Here is a 22,033-nt window from a genome sequence, read left to right as displayed (position 1 = left end):
GTTCGACAAGCAAAAAGGTAACGAAGGCTGTCTTATTCGGCAACCGGCGCCGGGCCTCCTTCTGCAAAAAGCAAGGAACGGTCCGGCACTCGCAGCGCTGTGAAACGGACGGGCGGGAATCGCCCTTCGGCGGGACATTCCCGCTCGCGTTCCAATGCGTTCGACCGCTGCCCCCTCCCTGACCCTCCCCCCGCTATCGCAGGGGAGGGAACTGCCGCCGCTTCGCAGAAGGCACCCTCTCCCGCAAAGCGGGGGAGGGTTGGGGTGGGGGCTCTTTACCCGATATGGGACGTCTTCAGGCGGGCGGCAGGGGAGAATGACCGGAGGAGGGGCCCGCCTCACCCCCGTGGTCCGGCGCGCCGAAGGCACCGTCCGGCCACAGGCTGGGGCCGCTGCCGTCGCGCAGGCTGAGGCTGCGCACCATCGCGCGCAGGGCGCCGATCATGACCCGCAGGGCGGCGGAGGAGTCCGCCCCGCCGCCGATGCTGATGGTCCAGCGCAGGGCGTCGATATGGGCCTGCGCCGCCTCCTGGAAGCTCTCCCCGTCATGGTCCACCCAGGTGACGCAGGTGGACAGCGACGCGACGATGGCGGTGGCCGCGGCGTTGCCGGAGGCGGCCAACTGCAGGTCGGACACCGCGTGGCGCAGCCGCGTGCCCAGCGCGTCGGGGCAGGCCAGCGCCCTCTCCATCCGGTCGAGCGCCAGCACCAGGCGGACCATCTTCGGGTCGGTCGAGCGCAGCGGACCCGTTCCCGCCGTGGACGGGCCGGACAGGCGGGGCGGCGGAGGCGGCAGGCGCAGCGGCGCAGGGGCGGAGGAGATCACCGGGCGGGCCGGCGCCGGGCGGGAGTGCGGCGGCGTGTTGTTGTTCGTCGGCTTCGCCGTGGCCGCCTCGGCTTGGGAGCGGCCGCCCCGGCGCGGGTTGTTCAGCACGGTCTCGATCCGCCGGGCGATGGTGGCGGCGGAGGCCGGCTTGGCGAGCACGGTGTCCGCCCCGGCGTCCCAGGCGGCGCGCACGGTGGCGACGTCGGCGTTGGCGGTCAGGACGATGATCGGCAGATCGGGGCTGAGGCAGCTGGCCGAGCCGCGCACCCAGCGGACGAGCTGCCCACCGCCCACCGGCTCCATCACCCAGTCGGTGACCATCAGGTCGTAGGGCTCCCGGCGCAGCAGTTCCATCGCCTCCTGCCCGTTGGCGGCGGGGGCGACCTGACCGACTCCCCAATGCTCCAGCATGTCCCGCAGCGCCCGCAGCAGCAGCGGGTTGTTCTCGACGACCAGGATCTTCAGGTGGGTCGGGTAGCGGCGCGGCATGTCGGGTCCGAAGGTTCGGGAACGAAGCGTTACCGAATATCCGAACGCCGCCCTGGGATTTCAGGACGCGGAGACGTGTTAGCGCCATTCGGCGCACGACCGGGGGAGCCTTTTCGCCTCATGGAGTGCGCCTGGTCTTCGGCTCCCCCGTCCGGGGACTTGGTCGAGGTCCGGGGTGCCTCTAGCGGACCAATGCAAGATCCTTCAGGACGGCCACCTCGTGGGCCTGCTCGTCCAGGCGGGCCTTCACGGCATCACCGATGGAGATCACCCCGGCGAGATCGCCCGCCTCGTTGCAGACCGGCACATGGCGGTGGCGGCGCAGGGTCATCATCTGCATCAGGTCCTTGATCGTGTCCTCCGGCCGGCAGGTCTTGACCTGACGGGTCATCAGATCCTCCACCGGCATGTCGAGCGCGTCGGCGCCATGCATCGCCACGGCGCGGACGATGTCGCGCTCCGACAGGATGCCGGCCAGCCGGCCCCGGCGGTCGCACACCACCAGGGCGCCGATGCGTCGCTCGGTCAGCGTGCGGGCGGCGGTCCGGATGGATTCGGACGGCAGGATCGATGCGACATTGTGGCCTTTGCGGTTCAGAACCTCGGAAACGACGGTCATGTCCACCCTCCCTCATTGGGGTTGGCGAATCGGCGGGGTCCGATTCGGATTGAGCCTGGAGCGGCCGGCGGTTCCGGCAAGGGCTTGGCGGTCCGGATTGGAAAATCGGTTTTGCCGCCTCGTCAGGGCCGCTATGCATGAGTGCAACGTGTGGACGGGGAAAGGGAGCGCGCATGACCACCGAGCAGAAGGTTCTTCGCCTGTCTATCGCCGTCACGGTGCTGCTGGCGGGCACCGGCATTCTGTTCGGCCTGCTGTCGGGCTCCTTCGCCATCGTCTTCGACGGCATCTATTCGCTGGTGGACGCCAGCATGACGATGGTGACGCTGCTGGTGTCCAACCTGATCGCCGCCTCGACCGCCACCTTAAGCACTGGCGGCCCGCGCCGCGGCAAGCTGGCCGAGCGCTTCACCATGGGCTTCTGGCATCTCGAACCCATGGTCCTCGGGCTGAACGCCACCCTCCTGATGGGGGCGGCGATCTACGCGCTCATCAACGCCGTGGGCAGTCTGATGGCCGGCGGGCGCGACCTCGCCTTCGACCACGCGATCGTCTACGCGGCGGTGACCGTTCTCGTCGCGGCCGGCATGGCGGTCTTCGCGACGCGGGCGAACCGGACAATCCGCTCCGATTTCCTGGCGCTCGACGCGAAGGCCTGGATCATGTCGGCGGCGCTCACCGCGGCGCTGCTCGTCGCCTTCGTTTTCGGATACCTGATCCAGGGCACCCGGCTTCAATGGATGTCGCCCTACATCGACCCGGCGGTGCTGGCCCTGGTCTGTCTGGTGGTCATCCCGATCCCGGTCGGCACGATGCGGCGGGCGCTGGCCGACGTCCTGCTGGTCACGCCCGCCGACCTCAAGCGGCACGTCGACGCCGTCGCGTCGGACATCGTGCGGCGCCACGGCTTTTCCTCTTACCGCGCCTATGTCGCGCGAGTGGGCCGAGGGCGGCAGATCGAGCTGTTCTTCATTGTCCCGAGCGGATGGCCGCCGCGCAGGCTGGAGGAGTGGGACAAAATTCGCGACGAGGTGGGTGCGGCGATCGGTGGCGAAGGCCCCGACCGCTGGCTCACTATCGTCTTCACCAGCGACCCGGAATGGGCGGAATGACGGCCGGTCCTGTGGACGGTCCGGACCGTGTACATTAGAGTGTCCTTGATAAATGGAGCGCGTGGCGCGGGTGGAGGGTGACGGGATGGCCGGCAATTGCTGTGGAGGCTCCTGCGGGAGCGGCGGGGGCGGCAGTCGTCCGAATGGCGGGCGGCAGGCCGACTACCGCCGGACCCTGCGCCTAGCGCTGCTCGTCAACGGGCTGATGGCCGCCGTCGCGCTGGCCGCGGGGCTGGAGGCGCAATCCATGGCCTTGCGGGCGAGCGCGCTGGATTTCCTGGCGGCCGCGCTGACCCACGGCGTCGGCCTGTGGATGATGGGGCGGGGGCTGGAGTCCCGCGGCTGGGCGACGCTGGCGCGAGGGCTGGCGCTCACCGTCCTCGGGCTGGCGGTGGTGGCCGCGACGGCGTGGAGCGCCACCGCCGGCACCGTTCCCGACGCGCCGGTGATGAGCCTCGTCGCGCTTCTCGGGATGGGGGCGAGCCTGTCGGTGGCGGTCCTGCTGTTCGCCGGACGGCGCGGCGGATTGACGCTGCGCGCGGTCTGGCTGTGCGCCCGCAACGGCGTGCTGACCAATGCCGCGGTGATGATGGCGGCGGCGGGGGCCTGGGTGATGGGGCAGGGCTGGCCGGACCATCTGGTCGCGGCGGTCATCGCCGCCACGGTGCTGTCCGCCGCGGTCACGGCGCTGCGGCAGGCGGTGGCGGAACTCCGCGCGTGGCACGCCCCCGCCGACCCGACCGGGCTGGGCAAGGGGGCTTGACAGGGCCGCATCCCTGTGGCGAACTCGACGCCATGATTTTCGTTGCGCCCTCCCTGTCGTGTCGTTGGTGGTGGCCCGTCTAACCGGGCCGGCCAGCCGACGCGCGTGAGCGCACACACCATCGAAAGGCCGCCCGGAGCTTCCGGGCGGCCTTTTTCCTGATCAGGGAATCCAGGTGTCGAGCAAGGGAACTCCGGGTGTCCGTCCGCCAACGGATCGACCACCGGAGACCCCACCATGTATCCCGCCGATCTCCTCGCTTCCCCCGGCCTCCTCGAACCGCTGCGTTTCCGGACGCGCGGCGGCGTCACCGTCACGCGGCGGGCGACGGCGCTCGACCCGCAGGGCGCCCTCGATCCAGTGATCGACGCGCTCGACCGCCGCCGCGGTCTGCTGCTGTCGAGTGGGGTGGAGGCGCCGGGCCGCTACCGCCGCCACGCGCTGGGCTTCACCGATCCGCCGCTGGCGCTCACCGCGCGCGGGCGGACGCTGCGCCTCGACGCGCTGAACGCGCGGGGCCGGGTGCTGCTGCCGGCCATCGCCGAGGCCCTGCGCGGCCTGGAGGCGCTGGCCGGGCTGGAGGAGGCGCCGTCGCGCGTCACCGCCCTGGTCCGCAAGCCCCAGCACCCCTTCCCGGAAGAGGAGCGGAGCCGCCAGCCCTCCGTCTTCTCGGTCCTGCGCACGGTGCTGGAGCTGTTCGCCGCCCCCGACGACCCGCTGCTCGGGCTCTACGGCGCCTTCGCCTATGACCTCGCCTTCCAGTTCGAGCCGATCCGCCTGCGGCTGGAGCGGCCCGACGACCAGCGCGATCTGGTGCTCTACCTGCCGGACCGCCTCGTCGCTCTGGACCCCATCGCAGGACTCGCGCGGCTCGTCGAGTATGAGTTCGCCACGGTGGCGGGCAGCACCGAGGGGCTGGAGCGCGCTGGGCGCGACCATCCCTACCGCCCCGACACCAACGCCGAAACCGGCTGCGACCACGCGCCCGGCGCGTATCAGCGCGTCGTCGAGACCGCCAAGGCCGCTTTCCGTCGCGGCGACTTGTTCGAGGTGGTTCCCGGCCAGACCTTCGCCGAGCCCTGCGCCGACGCACCCTCGACGGTGTTCCGGCGGCTGCGCGCCGCCAACCCGGCGCCCTACGAGGCCTTCGTCAACCTTGGGCGGGGCGAGTTCCTCGTCGCCGCCAGCCCGGAAATGTACGTGCGGGTGGCGGGCGGTCGAATGGGCGGGCGGGTGGAGACCTGCCCGATCTCCGGCACCGTGGCGCGGGGGGCCGACGCGCTGGGCGACTCCTCCCAGATCCTCCGCCTGCTGACCTCGGCCAAGGACGCGGCGGAGCTGACCATGTGCACCGACGTCGACCGCAACGACAAGGCGCGGGTGTGCGAGCCTGGGTCCGTCCGGGTAATCGGGCGGCGGATGATCGAGCTGTACTCCCGCCTGATCCATACGGTGGACCATGTGGAGGGGCAGCTGCGGCCCGGCCTGGACGCGCTGGACGCCTTCCTCACCCACACCTGGGCGGTGACGGTGACCGGGGCGCCCAAGCGCTGGGCCATGCAGTTCCTGGAGGACACGGAGCAATCGCCGCGGCGCTGGTACGGCGGGGCCTTCGGCCGGCTGGGCTTTGACGGCGGGATGGACACCGGCCTGACCCTGCGCACCATCCGCATGGCCGAGGGCGTTGCTTACGTGCGGGCCGGGGCGACCCTGCTGTCCGACAGCGACCCGGATGCGGAGGACGCGGAGTGCCGCCTGAAGGCCGCCGCCTTCCGCGACGCCATCCGCGGGGTGACGGAAGGCGTGGTGTGCGCTCTTCCGGCGGCTCCCAACGGCGGGCGGGGCCGGCGGGTGCTGCTGGTGGATCACGACGACAGCTTCGTCCACACGCTGGCCGATTACCTGCGCCAGACCGGCGCGTCGGTGACGACGCTGCGTCACAGCCACGCGCGGGCGGCGCTGGCGGGGCGGAGGCCGGATCTGGTCGTGCTGTCCCCCGGTCCGGGGCGCCCGGCGGATTTCGACGTGGCCGGCACCATCGATGCGGCGCTGGCGCTCGGCCTGCCGGTGTTCGGCGTCTGCCTGGGCTTGCAGGGGATGGTGGAGCGCTTCGGCGGCGCGCTGGACGTGCTGCCGGAGCCGGTCCACGGCAAGGCGACGGAGGTCCGTGTGCTGGGCGGTGCGCTGTTCGCCGGCCTGCCGGAGCGGATGAGGGTCGGGCGCTACCACTCGCTGGTGGCGCGGCGCGACCGGTTGCCGGCGGACCTGACGGTGACCGCGGAGACCGCCGACGGTCTGGTGATGGCGGTCGAGCACCGGCGGCTTCCGCTCGCCGCCGTGCAGTTCCACCCCGAGTCGATCCTGTCGCTCGACGGTGGGGCCGGTCTTGCCCTGCTGGGCAACGTGATGGACCGGCTGGCCGCCGGCGCCCTGACGGACGCTGCGGCTTGATCGGGGCGGCGTAACGGGGAAGGAGTTGGGGGTGGTTACTCCACCATCCCCAGCGCTTCCTTATAGAGTTCCAGGATGGCTTCCTGCTCCTGGCGGTCGGCCTTGTCCATTTTGCGCAGCCGGATGATCTGGCGGATGATCTTGGTGTCGAAACCGGTGCCCTTGGCCTCGGAGTAGACCTCCTTGATGTCCTCCTGCAGGCCGCGCTTCTCTTCTTCCAGGCGCTCGATGCGCTCCACGAAGGATTTCAGGCGATCCGCCGCAATGCCGCCGACGTCGGACATGATAAGGGTAACCTCAAATTGGGTGCTTCCGGGGAATCCGGCGCGGACGATATCGGCGGGCGCCGTCGATGGCAAGCGACTCCCGGCGTCATCGGCACGGATGCCACAGGGCGCGGCAAAGCGCGCAAGGTCTCGGCCGGGTGTGCCCGGATAGTGGGATACGCCCGTGGCGACGAGCGCCGTGTCGGAGGACGCCTGATGCGAAAGACCGATGGCGGGAGCGTGCGAAAGCGGCGACCTTGCACTTTCCGTTGCACGCGGGCGTGCCAACCCTCTCCGGGCTGTTGCGCCGCACCCATCACCGCTGGTAATACCATCGACGCTCAAGAGCTTCACAAAGTCACATAAATCCGGCATTGATGCCGACGGTCTAGGCCGATTGCACGCAAATCGGCCACTTGCGGCAGGGGAGATAAAGAACCATGAAAATCGCCATACCCAGGGAGCGGCGCGCGGGCGAGAATCGCGTCGCGGCGTCTCCGGAGACGGTCAAGAAACTCAAAGCCCTCAGCCTGGAAGTGGTCGTGGAGACCGGGGCCGGTCTGGGCTCGAACCTGCCGGACCGGGTGTATCAGGACGCCGGCGCGGAGATCGCGCCGGACGCCGCGTCGGCGCTGGCCGACGCCGACATCGTGCTGAAGGTGCAGCGCCCGCTGCTGGCCGGGGAGGGGGACCTCGACGAGCTGGCGCTGATCAAGCGCGGCGCGCTGCTGTTCGCCATCCTCAACCCCTACAACAGCCGCGACCACGTGGCGGCCTACGCCGCGGCCGGGGTGAACGCCTTCGCCATGGAGTTCATGCCGCGCATCACTCGCGCCCAGGTCATGGACGTGCTGTCCTCGCAGGCCAACCTCGCCGGCTACAAGGCGGTGGTCGATGCCGCCAGCGAGTATGGCCGCGCCTACCCGATGATGATGACCGCGGCGGGCACGGTGCCGCCGGCCCGCGCCTTCATCATGGGCGTCGGCGTCGCCGGTCTGCAGGCCATCGCCACGGCCAAGCGGCTGGGCGCCATCGTCTCGGCGACCGACGTGCGCCCGGCGGTCAAGGAGCAGGTGCAGTCGCTGGGCGGCAGCTTCGTCGCGGTGGAGAACGACGAGTTCAAGCAGGCCGAGACCGCGGGCGGCTACGCCAAGGAGATGTCGGACGACTACAAGCGCCAGCAGGCGGCGCTGGTGGCCGAGCACATCAAGAAGCAGGACATCGTCATCACCACGGCGCTGATCCCGGGCCGCAAGGCGCCGATCCTGGTGACGCGCGAGCATGTCGCCTCGATGAAGCCGGGCTCGGTGCTGATCGATCTGGCGGTGGAGCAGGGCGGCAACATCGAGGGCTCGGAGCTGGGCAAGGTCGTCACCACGGAGAACGGGGTGAAGATCGTCGGCCACGCCAACTACCCCAGCCGCATCGCCGAGAGCGCCTCGCTGCTCTACGCCAAGAACCTGCTCGCGTTGCTGCAGTCGCTGCACGACAAGGAGAAGGGCGTCACGCTCAACTGGGACGACGAGATCGTGAAGGCCATCGCGCTCACCCGCGATGGGCAGGTCGTCCATCCCGCCTTCGCCGGCCAGACGGTCTAAAGGCCGGACGGAATTAGGGAGAGACACATGGATCAGACTCAATTGTCCAACCGCGTCGCCGAGCTGAAGGCCCAGCTCGCCGCGGCCAGCCAGCAGATCGACGCGCTCGCCGCCCAGGCCGCCGCGCTCGGCCACGCCACTCCCGTCGCGGACGCGGCGAGCCACGGCAACTTCTTCATCACCGGCCTGACGGTGTTCGTGCTGGCCTGCTTCGTGGGCTACTATGTGGTGTGGCGGGTGACGCCGGCGCTGCACTCGCCGCTGATGGCGGTGACCAACGCGGTGTCCTCGGTGATCATCGTCGGCGCCCTGATCGCCGCCGGCCCGGCCGGCTTCGGCTTCTCCAAGATCATGGGCTTCCTCGCGGTCATCCTGGCCAGCGTCAACATCTTCGGCGGCTTCCTGGTCACCCAGCGCATGCTGTCGATGTTCAAGAAGAAGGGCAAGTAACCATGGAAACCCTGTCCGCCCTTCTCTATCTGGTCGCCTCGGTCTGCTTCATCATGGCCCTGCGCGGCCTGTCCAGCCCGGAGACCTCCCGCCAGGGCAACTTCTTCGGCATGGCCGGCATGACCATCGCCGTGCTGACCACGCTGGCCCTGCCCATCGTCCAGTCCTACTGGATGATCGTGCTCGGCATCGCGATCGGCGGCGGCATCGGCTACGTCATCGCCAAGAAGATCGAGATGACCGCCCTGCCGCAGCTCGTCGCCGCCTTCCACTCGCTGGTCGGTCTGGCCGCGGTGTTCGTGGCGCTGTCGGCCTTCTATTCGCCCGAGGCCTACGGCATCGGCGTCCCCGGCGCCATCGCCAAGGGCTCGCTGGTCGAGATGGCGCTGGGCACCGCCATCGGCGCCATCACCTTCACCGGCTCGATCGTCGCGTTTGCCAAGCTGCAGGGCCTGGTCACCGGCAAGCCGCTGGTCTTCCCCTTCCAGCACCACCTCAACGCCGCCCTCGGCGTGCTGACCATCCTGCTCATCGTCTGGCTGGTGCAGAGCAACTCCGGCGTGGCGATGTGGATCATCGTTCTGGTTGCTCTGGCGCTCGGCTTCCTGCTGATCCTGCCGATCGGCGGCGCCGACATGCCGGTGGTCATCTCGATGCTGAACAGCTACTCGGGCTGGGCGGCGGCGGGCATCGGCTTCACGCTGCAGAACAACCTGCTGATCGTCACGGGCGCGCTGGTCGGCTCGTCGGGCGCCATCCTGTCCTACATCATGTGCAAGGGCATGAACCGCTCGATCTTCAACGTCATCCTGGGCGGCTTCGGCGGCGACAGCGGGGCGGCGTCGGCGGCGGCCGGCGGCGGCGAGCGCGGCACGGTCAAGGCCGGCTCGCCGGAGGACGCGGCCTACATCATGAAGAACGCCCAGTCGGTGATCATCGTCCCCGGCTACGGCATGGCGGTGGCCCAGGCGCAGCACGCGCTGCGCGAGATGGCCGACCTGCTGAAGAAGGAAGGCGTCGAGGTCAAGTACGCCATCCATCCGGTGGCGGGGCGCATGCCCGGGCACATGAACGTGCTGCTGGCCGAGGCCAACGTGCCCTACGACGAGGTGTTCGAGCTGGAGGACATCAACCGCGACTTCGGCACGGCGGACGTCGCCTTCGTGATCGGCGCCAACGACGTGACCAACCCGGCGGCCAAGACCGATCCGCAGTCGCCGATCTACGGCATGCCGATCCTCGACGTCGAGAAGGCCAAGACGGTGTTCTTCATCAAGCGCGGCATGGCCGCCGGCTACGCCGGCGTCGAGAACGAGCTGTTCTTCCGCCCCAACACCATGATGCTGTTCGGTGACGCCAAGAAGGTCACCGAAGAGGTCGTGAAGTCGATGGAGTAACCCGCGGCGTCACGGCCGTGGAGTAGGATGAACCCCCGGGGCCGGCTCGCCCCGGGGGTTTCTTTCTTGCCATCACAAGAAACGGAGAGAGGACGCCATGCCCGCCTACATCATCGCCGACGTGAATGTGACGAATCCCGCGGCCTATGAAAACTACAAGACGCTGACCCCGAACGCGGTCGCCAAAAACGGTGGACGCTTCATCGCCCGCGGCGGGCAGGCGGAGGAGCTGGAAGGCGGCTGGCAGCCCAACCGCGTGGTCATCCTGGAGTTCCCGGACTACGCCACCGCCAAGGCCTTCTACGACAGCCCCGAATACCGCGAGGCGCGCGAGGCCCGGAAGGACGCCGCCGACTTCCGCATGATCGTGGTGGACGGCGCCTGACGCTCTCCGGAACAAGAAAAAAAAGCCGTGCGGAGCCGCACGGCTTTTCCTTTCGGGGAGGGGAGGGTGCCCTACGCCTTCTTGATGCCGAAGCAATGCTCCGGACCGGGGAAGCTGCGGGCCTTCACCTCGGCGGCGTAGGTCGCGGCGGCTTCGCCGATGGCGGTGCCGAGCTGGGCGTAGCGCTTGACGAATTTGGGCTGGAACTCGCCGAACAGGCCGAACATGTCGTCGGACACCAGGACCTGCCCGTCGCAGGCGGGGGACGCGCCGATGCCGATGGTCGGGATGGTCACATCCTCGGTGATCTGGCGGGCCAGCGACTCCATCGTGCCCTCGATGACCACGGAGAAGGCGCCGGCCTCGGCGATGGCGCGGGCGTCGGCGCGGATGCGCTCCGCCGCCTCCGGGTCGCGGCCCACCGCCTTGTAGCCGCCGAGCGCGTTGACCGACTGCGGCAGCAGCCCGACATGGCCCATCACCGGCACGCCGCGGGTGGTCAGGTAGGCCACCGTCTCGGCCATCTCCAGCCCGCCTTCCACCTTCACCGCCTGGGCGCCGCTCTCGGCCATGACGCGGGCGGCGTTGCGGAAGGCCATCTGGGGGCTTTCCTGGTAGCTGCCGAAGGGCAGGTCCACCACCACGCAGGCGTGGCGCGAGCCGCGCACCACGGCGGCGCCATGGGCGATCATCATGTCGAGCGTGACGGGAAGCGTGCTGTCGAAGCCGTAGACCACCATGCCCAGCGAGTCGCCGACCAGAAGCAGGTCGACATGCGGGTCCAGCAGGCGGGCAACCGGAGTCGTGTAGGCGGTCAGGCAGACGATCGGCTCTCCGCCCTTGCGCGCGCGCAGCGCCGGCACGGAAACGCGCGGAGTGTCCTTGGATGCGCTCATTGGCGACCCTCCCCTTGTATTTTTTGGCAGAATATTTTCTTGGCGGACGTTCTTTGTGCGGTGAAGCGGACCGCGGATGCACCAAAACCGCCCACGCGCAGGCGCGGGGCGGCAGGTGCAAGACACAAGAGGGGCAAGCGCGCGAACGCGCTTGGATGCCCGGCGCGCCGAAGCGCGCCTGTCAATCCGGCGCGAAACGCGCCTGAGGATTAATAGCCCTCGCGCTCCATGCGCTTGCGGAGCAGCTTGCGGGTGCGACGCACCGCCTCAGCCTTCTCACGCGCGCGCTTCTCCGAGGGCTTCTCGTAGTTCCGGCGCAGCTTCATTTCCCGGAAAATGCCCTCGCGCTGCATCTTCTTCTTCAGCGCGCGGAGGGCCTGATCGACGTTGTTGTCTCGGACCAGAACTTGCACGTTAACCGTCACCTTTATCAAGTGAGCCGAGTTGCCATGAAGCAACAAACAGGCATGCGACAGGCATGCGCTTTCGGGCGCACCCCTTGTGTGGACCTTTATGTAGCACGGACGGGGCCGCCTGTGAAGCGGAGTCTTCCAACCCTGTGTGTTCCGCTGCGACAATGCGTGGGCAAAACGGTTGCCCGGTGGGCCGCGCCGCCCAGATAATAGGGCATGGCCCTGTTGAAGATCGCCCGCATGGGACACCCGGTGCTGCGCAAGGTCGCAGACCCCGTGCCCGACCCGACTGCCCCGGAGATCCGGCGGCTGGCTTCCGACATGATCGACACCATGCTGGACGCGCCCGGAGTCGGGCTGGCGGCCCCGCAGGTGCACGAATCGCTGCGCATGATCGTGTTCCGCGTTCCCGCCATGCGTTCCGGCGGCGAGTCGGTGGAGCCGACCGTCCTCATCAACCCGGTGATCGAGCCGCTGGACGATGGGATGGAGCATGGAATGGAGGGCTGCCTGTCGATTCCCGAGCTGCGCGGCGTCGTTCCGCGATTCGCGCGCATCCGTTACCGCGGCGTCGGGCTGGACGGCGAACCCATCGAGCGCGAAGCGTCGGGATTCCACGCCCGCGTCATCCAGCACGAGTGCGATCACCTGGACGGCGTGCTTTACATCGACCGGATGACCGATCTGCGCTATCTGGCCTTCACCGACGAGGCGCATCACATCACCGAGGCGCTGGAACAGCAGGAGGGGAGAGACTGACATGGACGCTGCGCTGGATATGGACGCGGTGCGGGACGACATCCTGCTCTCCACGCTTCCCAACATCGTGTTCGACGGCTGGAGCCTCCAGGCGCTGCGCGACGGCGCCCAGATGGCCGGCTACGACACGGCGACCATGCACCGCGCCTTCCCCGGCGGCGTGCCGGAGCTGGCCGAGCATTTCGGCGCCTGGACCGACCGCCGCATGCTGGCCGAGCTGGACAAGCACCCGCTCGACGAGATGAGGGTGGGCGAGAAGATCGCGCTCGCCATCCGCACCCATTTCGAGGTGCTGGAACCGCACATGGAGGCCAAGCGCCGCCTGCTCGCCTACCTCGCCATGCCGCAGAATATCGGCATGGGGCTGACCATGCTCTACCGCACGGTGGACGCCATGTGGTTCGCGGCGGGCGACACGGCCACTGACTTCAACCACTACACCAAGCGCGCCACGCTGGCCGCGGTGCTCAGCTCCGCGACCTTCTACTGGCTGGACGACCGGTCGGAGGGCCATGCCGAGACCTGGGCCTTTGTGGACCGCCGGCTCCGCGACGTCATGAGCATGGGCAAGGCGATGTCCGCCATGGGCCGCGCCGGCCGTCTGCTCAGCCATCTGCCGAGTCCGGCGCGCTTCGCCCGTCAGGTCCGCCAGCGTGCCGGCGCCGCTCCGGTGGACACCGCCTCCGCCCATATGGCCGAGAACATCTGACGGCTCAGGCCCCGGCCTTCTTAAGGACAGCTTTCTTGCGGGACGGTTTCTTGACGGCGGCGGTGCGGATCGCCGCCGCCAGGGCCGGGCGGGCCCAGAGCAGAAGCTCGTCCGGGTCGTCCAGCGCCGAGTCGGGCGGCGGAAAGTAGGGCAGGACCGTCGGCTTGTCGTCGAAGGGCTTGAAGGGGCGCAGGCCCAGCGCCTCGTACTCCGCGCGGTTGCCGTCGTCGGTCTTGAAATACAGGATGTTGCGGGCGACCAGGGCGAAGACGACGCCGTCGCAATAGACCGCGTAACCGCCGAACATGCGGCGGGCGGTGATGGCCCCCAACGGCGTCAGCGACTCGCACAGGAAACGGACGAGTTCGCTGACCGTGGCCATGGTGGGGAGCCTGTTGGTAAAAGCCTATTTTTTGCGGAAAGCGTCGAGCGCCACGACCTCGCCGCGCTTCGGCTCCTCGCCGGAACGGTCGGAGTCGGGCTTGCCGGATTCGGCCTTGCCGATATCCGACTTGGCGAGCTTCGCGATGGACGGCTTCGGCCCATCCTTGCCGTCCGCAGCCTTCTTCTCCGACGTCTCGCGCGCGGGAATGGTGGCGATCTCCGCCAATTCGGCGGGCTCGACCGGCTGGAACTGCAGGGCGAAATTCTCCGACGGATCGGCGAAGGTGGTGATGGCGGCGTAGGGAATCACCAGCCGCTCATGCACGTTGTTGAAGCTCAGCGTCACCTCGAAATGATCGTCCAGCGCCTCCAGCCCGTAGAACTGGTACTGGATGACGATGGTCATCTCGTTGGGATACTGGGACGACAGATATTCGGGGATGTCGACGCCCGGGTAACCCGTCCGGAAGGTCAGGTAGAAGTGATGATCGCCGGGGAGCCCGCGGTCCGTCACCTGGCGGAGCGCGTCACGGACGACACCGCGCAGGGCGGCCTCGACCATGCGGTCATAACGCAACTGCTCTCTCGGCATTCTTGGGCGGGTCCTTAACGCCAGACGGGTAAGTGTGGGCCTTCTGTTGCTAGGCGGCCCACGGCCCCACCCTCAGGTGCTACCCATCGGGGATTGATTTCGGTCAGTTACCGCTGTTAGGCGGCAACGGCGACCGGAGCAACGTTGTCGTTGGCAACTATTGCAATGGCCCGATAACGGCGGAACCATGCCGGGCGAAGACCATGCCTTTACCACGCGTGTCGATCCTATTTCGCCCCCAACGAACCCGCTCCCTACGGCAACGCCCGAGAGACCGGTGGTTTGTTTGGTGGAGGCGCCGGGTACCGCCCCCGGGTCCACAACGCTTATTCCGCAAGGCGTTTATCGCCATAGTCGGCTGCTGCCGACGGACCCAATATAGGCCCTTCGCTCCGATATGGAAAGGGGGTGCGGCGGATTCTGACCGGAGGCTCTTGCAAAGGGGTGACTGTCCGGGTTCGCGGACGTAGAGTGCCGCCCGAATTTCAGTCCCCGGAGTACCCATGCCGATCACGCCCGAGCAGCGCGCCGAGATCGACCGCCTGCGCGCCGTCACCGCCACCACCCGCCGCGCCACCGTTCCGGCCCTGGAGGAGATCCTCTACGAGCCGATCGAGGTCCTGGACCACGGCTTCGTGCGCGTCGTCGACTACATGGGCGACGATTCGGCCGTCGTCCAGGCGGCGCGCGTGTCCTACGGCAAGGGCACCAAGAAGGTCACCGAGGACGCCGGCCTCATCAAGTATCTGATGCGCCACCGCCACTCGACCCCGTTCGAGATGTGCGAGATCAAGTTCCACGTCAAGCTGCCGATCTTCGTCGCCCGCCAGTGGATTCGCCATCGCACGGCGAACGTCAACGAATACTCCGCGCGCTACTCCATCCTCGACCGCGAGTTCTACATCCCGACGCCCGAGAACCTGGGCGCCCAGGCCGTCGTCAACCGGCAGGGCCGCGGCGACGTTCTTCAGGGCGACGAGGCGGCGGCGGTGATGAAGCTGCTGCGCGACGATTCGGAGACGGTTTACGCGCACTACGAGGAGATGCTGAACCAGCGCGAGGACGGCACCACCATCGAGGAAGGGCGCCAGGGTCTGGCGCGCGAGCTGGCGCGCATGAACCTGACGCTGAACTACTACACGCAGTGGTATTGGAAGGTCGATCTCCACAACCTTCTTCATTTCCTCAGCCTGCGCGCCGACCCGCACGCCCAGTACGAGATCCGCGTCTACGCCGAGGCCATGCTGGACGTGGTGAAGCGCTGGGTCCCCGCCGTGTTCGACGCCTTCAGCGAGTACCGGCTGGGCGGCACCCACATGTCGAAGACCGGCCTGGAGGTGGTGAAGCGCCTGCTCTCCGGCGAGGCGGTGACCCAGGAGGCCAGCGGCCTGTCCAAGCGCGAGTGGCGGGAACTGATGGACCAGCTCGGCCGTACGGAATGAATTATTAATTGGCACTTCTACTGAATAACCGCTCAATTATCCAATGTGCGGTTATTCAGTGAGTAGCGTTAGGAGGGGGCTATGGACTTATTAAAGGTATCAAACGAGGCGTTTTACATACTTTTGTTTATAGCCCCTGGTTATATAGGAATGCAGATCTATTTTATCGATAGACAGTGGAATGCATTGAATGCAATTCATTTGTTTTATGGAAGCTTGATGTTTTCAACCGTCTCTTATGCTGTATATTTTGGTGCTATTGACAGATTTGTTCCTAAGGAGACATGGGTTTTTGTTTCAATAAATTTACTGATTTCATTTCTTCTTGGTATACTGTGGAAAGGTGCTGGACATAAGCTTCTCCATTCTCTTTTGAAGTTTCTTCGCATAACCTCGGAAGACAATGAATATAGTCCGTGGACGATTGTATTTAATAATTCAAAAATATTTCCCTCTCAAATTATAGTTCATTTAAAAAGCGGTAGAGTGCTTCAGCTTGATGACACGGTTTTTTATCACCGAGATGACTTGAGAAAGGCTGGCGTTTTTCCGTACTATGTAAGCCCTGATGGTGACTTGTTAATGGTTGTAACTCAGAAAAAAGAAAAAGAAGATGCCGACTGGGAAGATGCAAGCTGTGTCGTCGAAAATGCGCCGTGGGGAGTAAAGCTTTCTTACGTACCTCAACGTGAGATAAATTACGTTGAGGTACGTGTCTGCCCAAAAAAGATGGTCAATTCTTTGGCTTTGCTGGCGGCGCAGAGGGGGCAGTCTGTTGCGTCGGATTCAATGGAGCACTCGGCGTAAGCCCGCCTTGGTATGAAGGCTTAGATATTGGTGCAGAAGGTCCAAGCCCTCGGGTGATTGGGGCGGCTGGAGCAAACCCTTCAGTTACCGGATGTAGCACCGGACCACCAACCTTATCATCTCCAGACATTCTGTGCCTCGCTTTAGCGTAATGATAAGCAAATGTAGCTACGCCTAAAGCTTATCGCAATCCCGCAATGATATTGAGGTTGTCTATGACGCCGCACGAGTCCGATGGACTTCACCGCCAGGGCCTCGTCGCGGCGCAGGCCGGGCGGTTCGACGAGGCGCTGGAGTTGATCGGGCGGGCCATCGCCGCCTATCCCTCAGTCCCCATCTGGTGGGCCAACTACGGGTTGGTGATGGAAAGCCTGGGCGATGTCGCCGGGGCGGCCAACGCCTACGCCGGGGCGCTGAACCTCGATCCGTCGCTGGAGATGGCGATGGACGGGCTGCTCACCATGGCGGAGGCGGTCCGCCGGGCCGGCGATTCGGCGCGCGCGGAGGCCTTCTTCCGCCGCGCCATCGCGCTGAACCCGAAGACTCTGGCCGCCGTCGCCAATCTGGGCGTGCTGCTGCGCGCCCAGGCGCGACGGGCGGAGGCGGTGACGCTCTACGGTCGGGCCGGGCGGCTCGACCCGGCCAACTGGGCGCATCCCTACAACCTCGGCAACGCGCTGGCCGAGATGAACCGGCTGGGCGAGGCCGACGACGCCTATGGGGCGGCGCTCGCGCTGGCGCCAGGCCGGGCGGAGGTGCGGGCGAACCGCGCCACCCGCGTGCTCGCCATGCAGGGGCGGGCGGACGAGGCCCTGGCGGAAATCGACGCCGTGGTGGCGCAGCACGGCACCGTCGATTCGCTGCACGCCTCGCGCCTCTACCTGATGCAGTTCGTGCCGGGGCTGACCATGCCGGCCATCGCCCAGGCCCACGCGGACTGGGGCGCCCGCTACCCCGACCGTCCGGCGCCCGCGGTGGCCGCACCGGCCCCGAAGATCCGCATCGGCTATGTCTCGCCGGACTTCCGCGCCCATCCCGTGGGCTTCTTCCTGGAGCCGGTGCTGGCGAACCACGACCGCTCGGCCTTCGAGGTCGTGTGCTACGCCAACACCGCCAACCCGGACTGGAAGACCGAGCGGCTGATGGCCCACGCCGACCACTGGGTCTGGACCACCGGCCTGGACGACGAGACCTTGGCCCGGCGCATCCAGGCGGACGGCATCCACATCCTGGTCGATCTGGCCGGGCAGACCTTCGGCAACCGCCTGCCGGTCTTCGCGCGGCGCGCGGCGCCGGTGCAGGCAACCTGGGCGGGCTATGTCGGCACCACCGGCCTGCCGGCCATGGATTACCTGATTTCCGATTCCCGGCAGAGCCCGCCGGGATCGGACGGTTGGTGCATCGAGGGCGTCGTGCGCATGCCGGACGCCTACGTCCCTTGGGCGCCGCCCGAGGACGCGCCGGCTGTGGCTTCGCTGCCGCTGGCGACGCGCGGCCACGCCACCTTCGGCTCCTTCAACGCGCTGCCCAAGCTGAACGCCGAGGTCGCGGCGCTGTGGGCGCGCGTGCTGGGCGCCGTTCCCGGCTCCCGCCTGCTGCTGCGCACGCCGGGGCTGGACGACGCCGGCACCGCCGCGCGCACCCTGGCGTTGTTCGAGCGGGCCGGGCTGGATCCGGCGCGGGTGGATTTGCGGGGCGGGGCGCCGCACCGGGAGTTCCTGGCCGGCTACGGCGAGGTCGACGTGGCGCTCGACCCCTTCCCTTATTCCGGCGGTCTGACGACTCTGGAGGCGCTGTGGATGGGCGTGCCGGTGGTGACGCTGGGCGGCGACCGCTTCTGCGCCCGCCATTCGGTGACGCACCTCGCCTCGGCGGGGCTGTCCGATCTAGTGGCCGACGGGCCGGACGGCTACGTCGCCAAGGCGGCGGCGCTGGTGGCCGACCCGGCGGCGCTAGCGGCCCTGCGCGGCGGCCTGCGGGACCGGCTGGCGGCATCCCCGGCGCTGAACGGCGTGCGCTTCACCCGCGCGCTGGAGGCCGCTTTCGGGGTGATGTGGCAGCGCTTCCAGGGCGGGCAAGGGCGGGCGAGCTTCGCGCTCAGTTTCGATTGAGTCTCAGGCGCGCTCCGACCCCGGCGCGCCGGTGCTCCACAGCAGGCCCAGCACCACGCCCTTGCAACGCGGCAGCAGCAGGCCGGTCAGCAACAGGGTCAGCAGCGGCCAGATGGTGAGATGCACCCAGGTGGCCGGCTCGTAGCTCTGCTCGACCGACAGGACCGCCGGAATGATGATGTGGCCGACGATCAGGATGGTCATCCAGGGCGGGGCGTCGTCGGCGCGCAGATGGCCGAACGCCTCGCCGCAATGGGCGCAGTGGTCGACCGGCTTCAGATAGTTCCGCAGCAGGCGCCCGCGTCCGCAGGCCGGGCATTGCCCCATCAGCCCGCGCAGCGCCGCCGTCGTCTTCGACCGCGCGCCGTCCTGAGTGCCGTCTTCCACCGCCCTGTCTTCCGCCGTCATGACCGTACCCCTGCGATCCGCTCCCCGAAGGGCCTCATATGGGGAGGGAGCGACCGATCGTCACGCCGTTCCGTCGCCCGCACCCCAGGGTTGCGCCGTGCGCAGGGCCTCCACGCGGCGGGCGATGTTCTCCAGCCGCATCTGAAGCTCATGGGCGCACAGCGCGTGCGCGGCGGCGCAGGCCTCCGCCTCGATGTCGGCGATGGCGGATTCGAGGGCATTGAGTTCGGGCTTGGAGTCGGGCGTCGCGCGGGTCTTCGCTCATCGGATTCCTGCTCCGGCAGTTGACGGACCGGCCCCTGGGCGTCTACGGGATGCACAAACCCCCTCCGGGAGCCTGGAGCCATGACGATCACCCGCCTGTTTCTCGCCGCCGCCACGGCGGCTGTCGCGCTGACGAGCGCCGCCGCCTTCGCCCAGACCAAGACCGTCGCGATCACCGCCATCGTTGAACATCCGGCGCTGGACGCCACGCGCGACGGCGTGATCGAGGCGCTGAAGGCCGCGGGCTACACGCCGGGTGACACCCTGAAGGTCGAGTATCAGAGCGCCCAGGGCAACCCCGCGACCGCCGCGCAGATCGCGCGCCAGTTCGCCGGCGCCCGTCCGGACGTGATCGTTCCGATCTCCACCCCCTCCGCCCAGGCCGTCGTCGCCTCGACCCGCGACATTCCGGTGGTCTTCACCGCGGTGACCGACCCGGTCGGCGCGCAACTCGTCCGCAGCCTGGACAAGCCCGGCGCCAACGTCACCGGCGTGTCGGACATGGCCCCGGTGGCCGAGCATGTCGCGCTGATCCGTGAGATCGTGCCGTCCGTGAAGCGTCTGGGCGTCCTCTACAACGCCGGCGAGCCGAACTCGGTCTCGCTGGTCAAGGCGCTGAAGGACGAGGCGCAGAAGGCAGGGCTGACCGTGGTCGAGGCGACCGCCACCAAGTCCGCCGATGCCCAGCCCGCCGCCCGCAGCCTCGTCGGCAAGGCCGACGCGATCTACGTGCCGCTGGACAACACGGTCGTCTCAGCGCTGGAGAGCGTCGTCGCGGTGGGCCAGCAGGCCAAGCTGCCGGTCTTCTCCGCCGACACCGACAGCGTGGCGCGCGGCACGGTGGCCTCCATCGGCTTCGACTATCGGCAGGTCGGCCGCCAGACCGGCGAGGCCGTGGTCCGCATCCTCAAGGGCGAGAAGCCGGGCGACGTTCCGGTAACCTTCGCCAAGGGCACCGACCTGTTCGTGAACCCCAAATCCGCGGCGGCGATGGGCGTGACCATCCCCGAGGCGGTGACCCAGCGCGCGACCAAGGTGGTCGGGCAGTAAGTTTAATCTGCAAGGACCAAGTTCCGCTGGCTCTGCCCCCTCCCTAGCCCTCCCCCGCCTTCGGCGAGGGAGGGGACTGATTCTCCCTCTCCCGCGCAGCGGGGGAGGGTTGGGGTGGGGGCAAAGCCGGCGAAGCCGGATACACACATGAGTGAAATCGCCTTCTTCGGGGCCGTCGAGATCGGGCTGGTGTACGCGCTGGTCGCCCTCGGCGTGTACCTGTCCTTCCGGGTGCTCGATTTCCCGGACCTGACGGTGGACGGCAGCTTCCCGCTGGGGGCGGCGGTCTGCGCCACGCTGCTGGTCGCCGGGGTCAACCCGTGGATCGCCAGCCTCGTCGCGGCGCTGGCCGGGTCGATGGCCGGGCTGGTCACGGCGACGCTGAACGTCCGCTTCAAGATCCTGCACCTGCTGGCCAGCATCCTGACCATGATCGCGCTGTTCTCGGTGAACCTGCGCGTGATGGGCCGCCCGAACGTGGCGCTGCTGATGCAGGACACGGTGCTGACGCCCTTTTACGGGCTGGGGCTGCCCGACCATGTGGTGAGGCCGCTCGTCGTCCTGGTCGTGGTGGTCGTGATCGTCCTGCTGCTGTCCCGCTTCCTGAACAGCGAATTCGGCCTCGCCATGCGGGCGACCGGCGTCAACGCCCGGATGGCCCGCGCCCAGGGGGTGCAGACGGACTTCCACATCTACGCCGGCATGGCCCTGTCGAACGGGCTGTGCGCCCTGGCCGGGGCGCTGTTCGCCCAGACCAACGGCTTCGCCGACGTGACCACCGGCATCGGCACCATCGTGGTCGGTCTGGCCGCGGTGATCGTCGGCGAGACGGTGCTGCCGGCCCGCGCGATGCTGTGGGCGCTGGTCGGCTGCGTCGTCGGCTCCATCCTCTACCGTCTGGCGGTCCAGCTTGCCCTGTCGGCGGACGCCATCGGGCTCCAGGCCTCCGACCTCAACCTCGTCACCGCCGTCCTGGTTGCGGTGGCGCTGATCCTGCCGCGGATGCGGCTGAAAGCCGCGTCGAAGAAGAGGGAGGCCGCCCGATGATCACGGTCAACGGCATCCATGTCACCTTCGGGCGCGGCACCCCGCTGGAAAAGCACGCCCTGCGCGGCGTCGACCTGACGATCCCGGAAGGGCAGTTCGTCACCGTCATCGGCTCCAACGGCGCCGGCAAGTCGACCTTCCTGGGTGCGCTGGCCGGCGACGTGATCGCCGAGGAGGGCCGCATCGCCATCGACGGGGTCGACGTCACCCGCTGGGCGACGCCGAAGCGCGCCTCGCTGGTCGCCCGCGTCTTCCAGGACCCGATGGTCGGAAGCTGCACCGCGCTGACCATCGAGGAGAACATGGCGCTGGCCGCCGCCCGCGGGCGCCGCCGCGGCCTGGGCTTCGCCCTGCGCGGCGACCGCCGCCGGCATTTCCGCGAGCGCATCGCGGAACTGGGGCTGGGGCTGGAAAACCGGCTGCACGACCGCATGGGCCTGCTGTCCGGCGGGCAGCGGCAGGCGGTCAGCCTGCTGATGGCGACGCTCGCCGGGTCGAAGATCCTGCTGCTCGACGAGCACACGGCGGCGCTCGACCCCGGAACGGCGGAGTTCGTGCTCGGCCTGACCCGCCGCATCGTCGAGGAGAACCGGCTGACCACGCTGATGGTCACCCACTCCATGCGGCAGGCGCTGGACTACGGCGACCGCACGGTGATGCTGCACGAGGGCCGGATCGTGCTCGACGTGTCGGGGGAGCAGCGCGCCGGGCTGGACGTGCCGCATCTGCTGGCCCTGTTCGCCAAGCAGCGCGGCGGCGAGGACATCACTGACGACAGCCTGCTGATCGGGTGAG

The 22,033-nt window shown here is 68.0% G+C and carries 23 protein-coding genes and 1 other RNA gene; 15 read left to right on the top strand and 9 right to left on the bottom strand.

Annotation, left to right across the window (positions count from 1 at the left end):
- Positions 1–295: 295 nt before the first annotated feature.
- Together ACWPN7_RS13325 and ACWPN7_RS13320 are read right to left on the bottom strand one after the other, a co-directional pair.
- Positions 296–1,315, bottom strand: a complete 1,020-nt coding sequence (locus ACWPN7_RS13325) for a response regulator (protein WP_459197967.1) — start codon at positions 1,313–1,315, stop codon at positions 296–298.
- A gap of 181 nt (positions 1,316–1,496) precedes the next feature.
- Positions 1,497–1,934: a CBS domain-containing protein gene (locus tag ACWPN7_RS13320; RefSeq protein ID WP_038528663.1), complete on the bottom strand. Its 438-nt coding sequence runs from the start codon at positions 1,932–1,934 to the stop codon at positions 1,497–1,499.
- Positions 1,935–2,107: 173 nt separating this feature from the next.
- On the opposite strand from ACWPN7_RS13320, the gene ACWPN7_RS13315 reads away from it, so the two are divergent.
- The 3 genes from ACWPN7_RS13315 (at position 2,108) to ACWPN7_RS13305 (ending at position 6,260) form a co-directional block, all read left to right on the top strand.
- A complete protein-coding gene (locus tag ACWPN7_RS13315; RefSeq protein ID WP_459197966.1) occupies positions 2,108–3,046 on the top strand; it encodes a cation diffusion facilitator family transporter in 939 nt (312 codons plus the stop codon).
- Between the two features lie 52 nt (positions 3,047–3,098).
- Positions 3,099–3,809, top strand: coding sequence for a cation efflux transmembrane domain-containing protein (locus tag ACWPN7_RS13310; protein ID WP_349621366.1), 711 nt, complete (start codon positions 3,099–3,101; stop codon positions 3,807–3,809).
- Between the two features lie 237 nt (positions 3,810–4,046).
- On the top strand, positions 4,047–6,260 hold the full coding sequence (locus ACWPN7_RS13305; RefSeq protein WP_459197965.1) for an anthranilate synthase: 2,214 nt from the start codon (positions 4,047–4,049) through the stop codon (positions 6,258–6,260).
- A gap of 35 nt (positions 6,261–6,295) precedes the next feature.
- On the opposite strand, the gene ACWPN7_RS13300 is transcribed toward ACWPN7_RS13305, so the two are convergent.
- On the bottom strand, positions 6,296–6,544 hold the full coding sequence (locus tag ACWPN7_RS13300) for a DUF2312 domain-containing protein (RefSeq protein ID WP_014239966.1): 249 nt from the start codon (positions 6,542–6,544) through the stop codon (positions 6,296–6,298).
- A gap of 422 nt (positions 6,545–6,966) precedes the next feature.
- Between ACWPN7_RS13300 and ACWPN7_RS13295 the strand changes: the two genes are divergently transcribed.
- The 4 genes from ACWPN7_RS13295 (at position 6,967) to ACWPN7_RS13280 (ending at position 10,356) form a co-directional block, all read left to right on the top strand.
- Positions 6,967–8,124 (top strand): Re/Si-specific NAD(P)(+) transhydrogenase subunit alpha, encoded by a 1,158-nt coding sequence (locus ACWPN7_RS13295; RefSeq protein ID WP_459197964.1) that lies wholly within the window; start codon positions 6,967–6,969, stop codon positions 8,122–8,124.
- Between the two features lie 27 nt (positions 8,125–8,151).
- Positions 8,152–8,574: an NAD(P) transhydrogenase subunit alpha part 2 gene (locus ACWPN7_RS13290; RefSeq protein ID WP_038528650.1), complete on the top strand. Its 423-nt coding sequence runs from the start codon at positions 8,152–8,154 to the stop codon at positions 8,572–8,574.
- Positions 8,575–8,576: 2 nt separating this feature from the next.
- Positions 8,577–9,971 carry an NAD(P)(+) transhydrogenase (Re/Si-specific) subunit beta gene (locus tag ACWPN7_RS13285; RefSeq protein WP_014239969.1) on the top strand — a complete coding sequence of 465 codons (1,395 nt, stop codon included), beginning with the start codon at positions 8,577–8,579 and terminating at the stop codon, positions 9,969–9,971.
- Between the two features lie 97 nt (positions 9,972–10,068).
- Positions 10,069–10,356, top strand: a complete 288-nt coding sequence (locus ACWPN7_RS13280) for a DUF1330 domain-containing protein (RefSeq protein WP_459197888.1) — start codon at positions 10,069–10,071, stop codon at positions 10,354–10,356.
- A gap of 71 nt (positions 10,357–10,427) precedes the next feature.
- On the opposite strand, the gene panB is transcribed toward ACWPN7_RS13280, so the two are convergent.
- Positions 10,428–11,252: a 3-methyl-2-oxobutanoate hydroxymethyltransferase gene (panB, locus tag ACWPN7_RS13275; protein WP_459197887.1), complete on the bottom strand. Its 825-nt coding sequence runs from the start codon at positions 11,250–11,252 to the stop codon at positions 10,428–10,430.
- Between the two features lie 209 nt (positions 11,253–11,461).
- Positions 11,462–11,665, bottom strand: coding sequence for a 30S ribosomal protein S21 (gene rpsU / locus ACWPN7_RS13270; protein ID WP_012974546.1), 204 nt, complete (start codon positions 11,663–11,665; stop codon positions 11,462–11,464).
- 216 nt (positions 11,666–11,881) lie between these two features.
- Between rpsU and def the strand changes: the two genes are divergently transcribed.
- Positions 11,882–12,424: a peptide deformylase gene (gene def / locus ACWPN7_RS13265; protein WP_038528638.1), complete on the top strand. Its 543-nt coding sequence runs from the start codon at positions 11,882–11,884 to the stop codon at positions 12,422–12,424.
- A 1-nt stretch (position 12,425) separates the two neighbouring features.
- Positions 12,426–13,133, top strand: a complete 708-nt coding sequence (locus ACWPN7_RS13260; protein WP_051657888.1) for a COQ9 family protein — start codon at positions 12,426–12,428, stop codon at positions 13,131–13,133.
- Positions 13,134–13,137: 4 nt separating this feature from the next.
- On the opposite strand, the gene ACWPN7_RS13255 is transcribed toward ACWPN7_RS13260, so the two are convergent.
- From ACWPN7_RS13255 to ssrA, 3 genes are all read right to left on the bottom strand, one after another.
- Entirely contained in the window at positions 13,138–13,515 is a 378-nt protein-coding gene (locus ACWPN7_RS13255; RefSeq protein ID WP_149650491.1) for a TfoX/Sxy family protein, read from the bottom strand.
- A 24-nt stretch (positions 13,516–13,539) separates the two neighbouring features.
- Positions 13,540–14,109, bottom strand: coding sequence for an SspB family protein (locus ACWPN7_RS13250; protein WP_492273317.1), 570 nt, complete (start codon positions 14,107–14,109; stop codon positions 13,540–13,542).
- Positions 14,110–14,140: 31 nt separating this feature from the next.
- Positions 14,141–14,517: a transfer-messenger RNA gene (ssrA, locus tag ACWPN7_RS13245) on the bottom strand.
- Between the two features lie 95 nt (positions 14,518–14,612).
- On the opposite strand from ssrA, the gene thyX reads away from it, so the two are divergent.
- From thyX to ACWPN7_RS13230, 3 genes are all read left to right on the top strand, one after another.
- Positions 14,613–15,551, top strand: coding sequence for an FAD-dependent thymidylate synthase (gene thyX / locus ACWPN7_RS13240; protein ID WP_407825991.1), 939 nt, complete (start codon positions 14,613–14,615; stop codon positions 15,549–15,551).
- Positions 15,552–15,632: 81 nt separating this feature from the next.
- Positions 15,633–16,358 carry a hypothetical protein gene (locus ACWPN7_RS13235; protein ID WP_407825992.1) on the top strand — a complete coding sequence of 242 codons (726 nt, stop codon included), beginning with the start codon at positions 15,633–15,635 and terminating at the stop codon, positions 16,356–16,358.
- A gap of 215 nt (positions 16,359–16,573) precedes the next feature.
- Positions 16,574–18,469, top strand: coding sequence for an O-linked N-acetylglucosamine transferase, SPINDLY family protein (locus tag ACWPN7_RS13230; protein ID WP_459197886.1), 1,896 nt, complete (start codon positions 16,574–16,576; stop codon positions 18,467–18,469).
- A 3-nt stretch (positions 18,470–18,472) separates the two neighbouring features.
- Here the strand turns inward: ACWPN7_RS13230 and ACWPN7_RS13225 are convergent, their stop codons facing one another.
- Complete coding sequence (locus tag ACWPN7_RS13225) at positions 18,473–18,877, bottom strand: DUF983 domain-containing protein (protein WP_038528624.1); 405 nt, start codon at positions 18,875–18,877, stop codon at positions 18,473–18,475.
- Positions 18,878–19,222: 345 nt separating this feature from the next.
- Here ACWPN7_RS13225 and ACWPN7_RS13220 point away from each other — a divergent pair, with 345 nt between their 5' ends.
- From ACWPN7_RS13220 to ACWPN7_RS13210, 3 genes are all read left to right on the top strand, one after another.
- On the top strand, positions 19,223–20,191 hold the full coding sequence (locus ACWPN7_RS13220; RefSeq protein WP_103040753.1) for an ABC transporter substrate-binding protein: 969 nt from the start codon (positions 19,223–19,225) through the stop codon (positions 20,189–20,191).
- Positions 20,192–20,338: 147 nt separating this feature from the next.
- The gene (locus ACWPN7_RS13215; protein WP_200777016.1) at positions 20,339–21,238 is read left to right on the top strand and encodes an ABC transporter permease; all 900 of its coding nucleotides are present in this window, start codon (positions 20,339–20,341) and stop codon (positions 21,236–21,238) included.
- On the top strand, positions 21,235–22,032 hold the full coding sequence (locus ACWPN7_RS13210) for an ABC transporter ATP-binding protein (protein ID WP_038528612.1): 798 nt from the start codon (positions 21,235–21,237) through the stop codon (positions 22,030–22,032). Before ACWPN7_RS13215 ends, ACWPN7_RS13210 begins: the two co-directional genes overlap by 4 nt.
- Position 22,033 lies beyond the last annotated feature (1 nt).

This window comes from Azospirillum sp. UENF 312511, from assembly GCF_058780635.1.
The sequence above is the reverse complement of the archived record's forward strand: the minus strand, read 5'-3'. Positions and strand labels throughout refer to the sequence as shown.

Bases quoted from the DNA above. Each gene is read 5' to 3' on its own strand.
- ACWPN7_RS13325 (WP_459197967.1), bottom strand. From the start codon at position 1,315: ATGCCGCGCCGCTACCCGACCCACCTGAAGATCCTGGTCGTCGAGAAC.
- ACWPN7_RS13305 (WP_459197965.1), top strand. From the start codon at position 4,047: ATGTATCCCGCCGATCTCCTCGCTTCCCCCGGCCTCCTCGAACCGCTG.
- ACWPN7_RS13300 (WP_014239966.1), bottom strand. From the start codon at position 6,544: ATGTCCGACGTCGGCGGCATTGCGGCGGATCGCCTGAAATCCTTCGTG.
- ACWPN7_RS13295 (WP_459197964.1), top strand. From the start codon at position 6,967: ATGAAAATCGCCATACCCAGGGAGCGGCGCGCGGGCGAGAATCGCGTC.
- ACWPN7_RS13315 (WP_459197966.1), top strand. From the start codon at position 2,108: ATGACCACCGAGCAGAAGGTTCTTCGCCTGTCTATCGCCGTCACGGTG.
- thyX (WP_407825991.1), top strand. From the start codon at position 14,613: ATGCCGATCACGCCCGAGCAGCGCGCCGAGATCGACCGCCTGCGCGCC.
- panB (WP_459197887.1), bottom strand. From the start codon at position 11,252: ATGAGCGCATCCAAGGACACTCCGCGCGTTTCCGTGCCGGCGCTGCGC.
- ACWPN7_RS13320 (WP_038528663.1), bottom strand. From the start codon at position 1,934: ATGACCGTCGTTTCCGAGGTTCTGAACCGCAAAGGCCACAATGTCGCA.
- ACWPN7_RS13260 (WP_051657888.1), top strand. From the start codon at position 12,426: ATGGACGCTGCGCTGGATATGGACGCGGTGCGGGACGACATCCTGCTC.
- ACWPN7_RS13215 (WP_200777016.1), top strand. From the start codon at position 20,339: ATGAGTGAAATCGCCTTCTTCGGGGCCGTCGAGATCGGGCTGGTGTAC.
- ACWPN7_RS13285 (WP_014239969.1), top strand. From the start codon at position 8,577: ATGGAAACCCTGTCCGCCCTTCTCTATCTGGTCGCCTCGGTCTGCTTC.
- ACWPN7_RS13310 (WP_349621366.1), top strand. From the start codon at position 3,099: ATGGAGCGCGTGGCGCGGGTGGAGGGTGACGGGATGGCCGGCAATTGC.
- ACWPN7_RS13280 (WP_459197888.1), top strand. From the start codon at position 10,069: ATGCCCGCCTACATCATCGCCGACGTGAATGTGACGAATCCCGCGGCC.
- ACWPN7_RS13210 (WP_038528612.1), top strand. From the start codon at position 21,235: ATGATCACGGTCAACGGCATCCATGTCACCTTCGGGCGCGGCACCCCG.
- ACWPN7_RS13290 (WP_038528650.1), top strand. From the start codon at position 8,152: ATGGATCAGACTCAATTGTCCAACCGCGTCGCCGAGCTGAAGGCCCAG.
- ACWPN7_RS13250 (WP_492273317.1), bottom strand. From the start codon at position 14,109: ATGCCGAGAGAGCAGTTGCGTTATGACCGCATGGTCGAGGCCGCCCTG.
- ACWPN7_RS13255 (WP_149650491.1), bottom strand. From the start codon at position 13,515: ATGGCCACGGTCAGCGAACTCGTCCGTTTCCTGTGCGAGTCGCTGACG.
- ACWPN7_RS13235 (WP_407825992.1), top strand. From the start codon at position 15,633: ATGGACTTATTAAAGGTATCAAACGAGGCGTTTTACATACTTTTGTTT.
- def (WP_038528638.1), top strand. From the start codon at position 11,882: ATGGCCCTGTTGAAGATCGCCCGCATGGGACACCCGGTGCTGCGCAAG.
- ACWPN7_RS13220 (WP_103040753.1), top strand. From the start codon at position 19,223: ATGACGATCACCCGCCTGTTTCTCGCCGCCGCCACGGCGGCTGTCGCG.
- ACWPN7_RS13225 (WP_038528624.1), bottom strand. From the start codon at position 18,877: ATGACGGCGGAAGACAGGGCGGTGGAAGACGGCACTCAGGACGGCGCG.
- ACWPN7_RS13230 (WP_459197886.1), top strand. From the start codon at position 16,574: ATGACGCCGCACGAGTCCGATGGACTTCACCGCCAGGGCCTCGTCGCG.